We start from the raw sequence: 7,279 nt of genomic DNA, 5'->3' as shown, positions 1-7,279 counted from the left end.
TCGCTACGACAAGCGCCGTTACGTCTACCTCGGCACCGCAACTGCCGCAGCCCTCACCATCTGGCTCCGAACGTGATCGACCGGACAAGTCCTAGACCCGGCCGTCGCTGGGCACTCGGCCGGAAGCGGACCAAGGCGCTGGTGGACGCCGCTTCAGGCCGGACAGCTGGAGGACGCGTCGGGCCGAGTGGCGGATGGGCGAAAGGCTGAGTCCGCCGGCGGCGCCGCGCGTCCGTTTCCTACCGGCGGGCGCAGGCCCAGGCCCCCATGCCCTGCAAGACGGCCAGCCTCCTGGCCGTGGCGATCTGCTCCTGCTTCGTCGCCAGGTCGGCGCGGGCGGAATACCGGCGGCCACCCGCGGCCTTCCAGCTCGACTGGGTGAATTGCAGACCGCCGTAGTGCCCATTGCCGGTGTTGGCATGCCAGTTACCACTCGACTCGCATTGGGCGATCGCGTCCCAGTCGACGCGGGGTCTCGAAGAGTGGGCGGCCGCCTGGGCTCTGGAATCGGTCAGTGCGGCCTGGCTCACGAGCACTGCGCAAAGCAGGGCCAGGATGGTGCTTCCGGTTCGCTGGCTGTCCAGGGAACGAGACATCAGTCCTCCTCAGCTGTGTGGCAGACCGGCCCGCGGGCCGGGCCGGTCTTGCTCACGGCCGTCGGGCCATGCAGGCAGGACAGCACGCCACGGTGCAGACCCCCGGTTCGTCTCGGCGGGCGAACGGGCGACGTCACCCGTACGGCGCTCCTCACCAGCCGCGATCACCGGCTGCGCCGTTCGCATGCCGTGGCAGCGGGGAGGCGAACTGTCAGGAGTGGCAGGAAGGAGCCGACGAGAGGCCCCATGCACAGCGCGATGAGTACGGTCCCGACCCCAAGGCTTCCACCGAGGACCCAGCCGATGCCGGCGACTGCGACGTCAATGCCGGTACGAACCACCGCGACGGGGAGGCGCGTGAGTCGAACGAGTCCGGTCATGATGCCGTCGCGTGGACCCGATCCGAACTGCGCACCGAGGTAGAGCGCGTCAAAGAAGGCCAGCGCGACGAGGCCGAAGACGAGGTAGCCGATCTCGGCGATTGCCCCTTGAGCGCGGGGGACGACGGCCGCGGTGGCGTCTGCGGCGAAACCGACGATCGCGACGTTGAGGACTGTGCCAAGGCCCGGCAGTTCGCGCAGAGGTATCCAGGCGAGGAGCACCAGGAGCGAGATCAGGTTTGTGGCCCATCCGAATGAGATGCCGAGAGTCCTGGCCGTGCCGTCCGTGAGTACGCTCCAGCTCGCTGTGCCAAGACCGGACTGGACGAGCATCATGACGGCGGCGCCGTACCCCACCAAGCCGACCAGGAGCTGGGGGAGGCGACGCGCTGTTCGACCCGCCCGAACTTGGGCGAAGGCGTTCATGCGCAGCATCACAGGGCGGTCGTGACGGGCCGGGACGGACACGTGTGCGGTGGAAGCAGGAGGAGCCATGGGGCAAGCCTCCACACCACCTGGACTCCGATTCCATAGCCAGATTGATTAGGCTGGTTCGGTGAAAATCAGTTCGCACGCGGTAGCGCGCATGTTGGGGACCTGGCAGGAGGGGCCCGGGCCGGCGCACCAGCGGCTCTCCGACAGGCTGCGGCTGCTGGTCCTGGACGGACGTCTCGCCCTCGGGGCCGCGCTGCCAAGTGAACGTGACCTGGCTACCGCGCTCAGCACCAGCAGAACCACCGTCGGTGCGGCATACCGCACTCTTGTCGAGCACGGGTACCTCGCCACGAAGGCGCGCGCCAGGTCGACTGTGCGGCTGCCCCATGACACGCCGTCCGAGCGGCTGCCCAGCACGGGCTCGGCGACCATCGACCTGTCGTTCGCAGCCCCACCGGCTCCCGTCGAAATCCTCCACGCCGCTTTCGCGGCTGCTCTCGAGCAGCTACCGCGGCACTTCGAGCGGCACGGATACGACCGATACGGCATCGCAGTGCTGCGCGAAGCGGTTGCCGGGTGGTACGAGCGCAGGGGGCTGCCCACCGCGCCCGATCACATCATGATCACCAACGGCGCACAGCACGCGCTCGGTCTTCTCGCGCGCACGCTCCTGGGCCCACGCGACAAGGTCTTGATCGACCATCCCACCTATCCCCATGCGATCAGGACATTTACCGAAGCGCGCGCCCGACTCCTGCCTGTCGCCGTTGGGATGTCCGGGTGGGACACCGCGCAACTCCATGCGGCAGGGCGTGCCGCGCAACTTGCCTATCTGATACCTGACTTTCACAACCCGACGGGGATGTGCATGTCCGCGAGCGTGCGCCGCCGGCTCAGGCTGGCGTGTCCCACGATCATCGACGAGACCATGGCCGATCTGGCTCTGGACGGCCCGAAACCGGAACCCTTCGCAGTACACACGCCGACCGCCGTCTGCGTCGGCTCGGTTTCCAAGAGCATCTGGGGCGGTCTGCGCATCGGCTGGATTCGCGCCGTGCCCTCACTCCTGGAGCGCCTCGAACAAGCCCGCCCGGCCACAGATCTCGGCACCCCCGTCGTCGAGCAGCTGGCTACAGCCGTCCTCCTGAACGAGCACCAGACCGAACGGCCGGAGACGATTCAGCAACTTCGATCGCAACGTGACGCACTGAGGCAGACACTTGCCGAGTACCTGCCCGATGTCCACGCACCCCAGCCGACTGGAGGTGTGACGCTTTGGGCAGCGTTCCCCGAGCCCATCAGTTCACGACTGGCAGCCATCGCGCCGGACTACGGAGTGACAATCGCGGCCGGGCCACGATTCGGCATCGGCGGGGCATTCGAACGCCATATCCGAATTCCGTACACGCTCCCTTCAAGTCAGCTCACCGAGGCCATCCGCAGGCTGGCGCAGGCCCAACTGGCGCTCACCCAAGGCGCCGCCGGAACTCATGCTCCCGCCCCCGTCGCGTAAGCATGGACAACGTCATGACCCGCATCAGGGAGGGCGAAGTCTGGTGGCTACGTGGGGCAATCGCGGCGGCTCCAGGGAAAGAGTCCCCCGGGCAATGTCGGGCTACGGTCAGTTCTTCCCCGGCGGACAGGCGGCCGAGGTGCTCACCGATTGCCTTTCATCTCGAGTTCCGGATGGTCTCCTCGAAGGCCCGGTCCATGTCGAACAGGGGCTCCCACGTGACCTGAACTACATGGCCGTACATCTGGTTGTGGTACGCCTGGTAGCGTCCAAAGGCGTCGGGATCCTCCACTTCGATCAGCACGTAACCGCCCCATCCCGTGCCATATGTCTGGTGGTGCTTCACGCCTCGGTCCACTCCGCCCCAATTGCCCGTCCGGGCGAATGACTTGAAGGCTTCGGACCATGCTTGGTCGAGTTCGGACTTGGTCACACCGTCCCGATACGCGAATCGCTGAAGATAGATTTGACCCATCGACCTTCTCCTTTGCTCCCGCATTACCACCGGTGCCCTGCGACGGCTACCAGTTGACATTCGCTCGACGTCCTATCGGGCGGCAACCGCGGTTGGTCCGATCGGCATCGGCCATGTGCGTTCGTTCGCGCGCATGTCAACCGGGCCCGCGCCTAAAAGCAGGGCAGGGTATCGGAGGGGCGGAGCAGGGTGCCGCACGAGCTGATCGCCCCGAGGCTGTCGAGCAGGCCGACGAGCGGGTCATCCGAGCCGGCGCACCGGTCTATGACGATTCTGCGCTCCCGGGCCCGCCACCGCCATCTGGTCAGGGTCCGAGCGTCGGCCGCCGCAGCGTAAAGGTCCAGGTCATCACCCACCCCCGAGGCGTTGGAACACACCCGGCCCTGCCGTGAACAACCGCGGCCCTGCGGAGCACGAGCGCAAAGCCTACACATCTGAACAGAATTCCTGACTCAGAAGACTAGTAGTAGGTGCGCTTGCTACACGGCCTCCACGAGCAGGCCCCGCGTCCTCGCAGCACTAGCGTGAGGGCACGCACTCCCGATCGGTACAGGCTTGCCGGCCGCGAAGGGGCTTGCCTGGGTTGTATCGACCGGTCACGACCGCTTGCCCAGCGCCCTCAGGGGCTTGCCCAATCGGTCACCGGCGGCTTGCCCGGCATATGGGCAAGCCGCCCACCTGCTCTTCTAGAGAATTGGGCAAGCCTTCGGGCAAGCCATGCTGAGGAGAGTTCACGGCACGAGACCCGAAAGGAGACGTGCCGTGCTCGACGTACTACGCCCCGCTCGCAATGACGGCGGGATCTTTCACCGCCTGGACACGGAGTGGGCGGCGCTGTGCGCGGACGCCGCCGTCCAGACCGCCGTGGCCGACTGGCTGGTGACCGATCGCCTGGCCGACGAAGTCGCGGCCGTGACCGACGGTGTGAATGATGCCGTGACCGATGCCTGGGTGCGCACCCTCGGCCCCGCCCAACTCCTCGCCGCGCTCTGGCCACACAACGGTCGCCAGGCCGACGAGTTGACCGATGCCGTGCTCCGCGCCCTGCTGCGCCGTGCGGCCGGCCGTGACCGATCGGCCACCCTCGCCGCGCGCATCGTCGTCCAGACGATGATCCCGGCCGCCGTCCGTATGACCCGTGGCCAGGTCCGCCCCTTCGACGACATCGCCTCCGTGACGGTGGCCGCCCTCTACGAAGTCACCCGATCCGGACGCATCCACACCCGGCCCGGCCGGCCCGCCGCGAACCTCGCACTGGACACGCTCCGTCACGTCTGCCGCGAGCTCGCCGCCGACCGCGAAGCCCGTGGGGAGGACCTGGCCGACAGCGGACCCGGCCCGGCCGAGACGGCCGAAGCCCGGGCCATCCGTGCGGCCGCGGCCGCCGCCGGCCTTCAGCCCGCCGGGGCCATCAGCGAAGGGGAGGCCACCCGCGCTCGTCTGGAGCTGCTCGAGCTGCTTCTGGACGCGTCCTTCTGCCCGTGGAGGACGGGCGGCTCTGACCGAGGCTGCAGGTGAGTCACTCAATCAGGAGCGACGCCTGGGAAAGGTGACTGACTACCCTGCGGCCTCGATGGGCTCGTCCTGTGGCTTGTCGCGGTAGATCAGCTGCACGCTACCGCCGATCACCACGAAGCAGCTCAGCAAGATGGCAAAGCGCACAAACCTCGCAACACCCTCCCATTCGGCTGCAGGCCCGAAGGCCAACCAAAACGCGAGAGCTATCCCCGCAAGCAACACCGCCACGCCAAGTAACCGACGCACCCCATGCTCCCTTCTCTTGCGATCTTCAACCAGCCGGTGATTCTACTCATCGGTAACTCCAAACAGGGGCAGGTTCGATGGTGGCTGGCTGAAGTGCTCCTGTCGCCGGTCAGCGGATCTGAGCAGAGGGCGGCGAGTGCGAACAACGCGGTGCTTCGGTCCTTCCGGGTCTCGAGGCCGATCGCGTTGAGCCGTCGCAGCATCTGTGACTGGTGGATCAGCTGGCTGGCCGTGCGGCCCGGACAGAGCCAGCCGATCTCGTGCGGGAGCACGGCCTCGGGGCCCGCTCGGACACGAGGTCCGACATGAGGGCGTCCAGCGGTGCCGGAAGTCGGATGGGCGAGCAGCTACGTGGTCGCCGTCCCGGGTGACGCCGCTGGTCGTGAGGCGAATGGTGCTGACGTGCTGCGCATCAAGTGCCGGCTTGCACGGGGGCCAGCCGACCTGGAGGTTGTTCTCCCTCCTCCAGACCTCGCGCGGGATCCAGGGCGACAGCAGGTTCGGCTGCTGGACCTGCGCCGAGTCACCTCCGCTGGCGCGGGGTAGAGGCTCCAGGGAGCCAAGGGGCAGCCTCATCGATGGAGTCCCCCCGCATTGCGCGGGGTCGTAGCTGGCGTCGGTGGGCCGCGGCGATTCGAGTCGCCCCTGCTTCCGCGGGGCTTGGCGTAACGAGCAGTCAGATATCCAGCTCTACCGTGAGACACACCCGCTCGCGCGGGTCGTCCCTGCACCTTCACCCGCGTGAGGTTGAGTGAGTTTGTGTCACTCGCGCGGCCTCGGGACTGATTTCTCCTGGGGCACTTGGGGAGCCTACGGGATCATGGCATGAGACGGGGCGCCTCTTTCACGTCTGCATAAGACGCGACGGCGACTCCCGTTCCGGCGACCACGATGCGGCGGCAGCCGACGGGCAGCCCAGCTGCGATGGCGGTAACCGGACCTACGGTGGGCAGGGGCGGACCATAGGGCTTGAAGCTGCCCAGATCCCACATCCTCACCGTGTGATCGTGACTGCCGGTGATAGCCAGGGCCCGTCCGTCCGGTAGAAGTGTCGTTGCCATAGACGTGATCATTCGCGTGTGCCCGGTAAGCAGCTCGCCCAGCGCCCGGCCATCGCCCAGGTCGTAGAGCCGCAGTGACTTATCTCGGCTGGCGGTTACAGCCACCGGCCGCCCATCGGGCAAGGTGGCGGTGGCCACAGCGGTCACCCAGTCCTCGTGCCCGGTGAGGACGCCGAGGAGGTTGCCGCTATCCAGGTCCCAAACGCGTGCCGACTTGTCATAACTGCCGGTGACGGCCACGGCTCGCCCGTCGGGCAGGACCGCGGTCGCCACGGCGACAAGCCAATTGTCGTGCCTGGTGTGCACCGGTGGACGCACCAAGTCACCCGTGTACAAGTCAAACCCGCGCAGCATGCGGTCCCGGCTGACGGTGACGACGACCATGCGGTCATCAAGGACAGCGGTCGCTACGGAAGTCACCCAGCCTTTGTGCTCGGTCAGGGGCCCGCCGATCGGGGCGCCGGTCGCGAGATCCCACACCTGAGCAGTCCGGTCATGGCTGCCGGTCACGAGCACCGTAGGGCCGCCTGGCACAGAAGCGGTCGCCATCGTCGCCACAGACTTGCTGTGCATGGTCTGCATAGGGGAACGCACTGGCTCTCCGCTGACCGGGTCCAGCACGCGCAGTGCGTAATCCCGGCCAGCGGCGATGACGACCGGCCGCCCGTCGGGCAGCACACCTGATGTCACACACGTCATCCAGTCATCCGATGCGATGGCCGGCCCGCTGACAGGGGGACCTGAGCTCAGATCCCACACCTGCACTGTGTGGTCATGGCTGCCGGTGACAGCTGTGCTACGGCCATCACGGGAGACAGCCAACGCCACCGAAGTAACCGGGCCCGTATGTCCGGTGAGCGGCTCACCGATCGGCTCACCGGTGGCCAGGTCCCACAGCCGCGCATGATGGTCCCAGCTGCCCGAAAGGGCCACTGCCCGACCATCGGGAAGGATGGTGGAGGCAACGGATGTTACCCATTCCTCATGGCCCTTAAGAGGCTTGAGAGCCAGGTCGCCGGTGGCCAGGTCCCATAGGCGCAGTGTGGTGTCTCTGC

At 67.2% G+C, this 7,279-nt stretch carries 6 protein-coding genes; 2 read left to right on the top strand and 4 right to left on the bottom strand.

Annotated features, from left to right (window positions below; all coding sequences use genetic code 11):
* Window positions 1–239 precede the first annotated feature (239 nt).
* The gene (locus tag ACZ7J0_RS32150; RefSeq protein WP_470893321.1) at window positions 240–596 is read right to left on the bottom strand and encodes a transglycosylase family protein; all 357 of its coding nucleotides are present in this window, start codon (window positions 594–596) and stop codon (window positions 240–242) included.
* 164 nt (window positions 597–760) lie between these two features.
* Window positions 761–1,402: a membrane protein YczE gene (gene yczE / locus ACZ7J0_RS32145; RefSeq protein WP_470893319.1), complete on the bottom strand. Its 642-nt coding sequence runs from the start codon at window positions 1,400–1,402 to the stop codon at window positions 761–763.
* Window positions 1,403–1,532: 130 nt separating this feature from the next.
* Between yczE and yczR the strand changes: the two genes are divergently transcribed.
* The gene (yczR, locus tag ACZ7J0_RS32140; RefSeq protein WP_470893317.1) at window positions 1,533–2,924 is read left to right on the top strand and encodes a MocR-like transcription factor YczR; all 1,392 of its coding nucleotides are present in this window, start codon (window positions 1,533–1,535) and stop codon (window positions 2,922–2,924) included.
* A gap of 157 nt (window positions 2,925–3,081) precedes the next feature.
* Here the strand turns inward: yczR and ACZ7J0_RS32135 are convergent, their stop codons facing one another.
* Window positions 3,082–3,399, bottom strand: coding sequence for a hypothetical protein (locus tag ACZ7J0_RS32135; protein ID WP_470893315.1), 318 nt, complete (start codon window positions 3,397–3,399; stop codon window positions 3,082–3,084).
* 762 nt (window positions 3,400–4,161) lie between these two features.
* On the opposite strand from ACZ7J0_RS32135, the gene ACZ7J0_RS32130 reads away from it, so the two are divergent.
* The gene (locus ACZ7J0_RS32130) at window positions 4,162–4,917 is read left to right on the top strand and encodes a hypothetical protein (protein ID WP_470893313.1); all 756 of its coding nucleotides are present in this window, start codon (window positions 4,162–4,164) and stop codon (window positions 4,915–4,917) included.
* 1,064 nt (window positions 4,918–5,981) lie between these two features.
* On the opposite strand, the gene ACZ7J0_RS32125 is transcribed toward ACZ7J0_RS32130, so the two are convergent.
* On the bottom strand, window positions 5,982–7,279 hold a 1,298-nt coding region (locus tag ACZ7J0_RS32125; protein ID WP_470893312.1), incomplete at its 5' end, for a WD40 repeat domain-containing protein.

Source organism: Streptomyces sp. NPDC038280, assembly GCF_055600045.1.
This window is presented reverse-complemented; position numbering and strand designations above follow the sequence as displayed.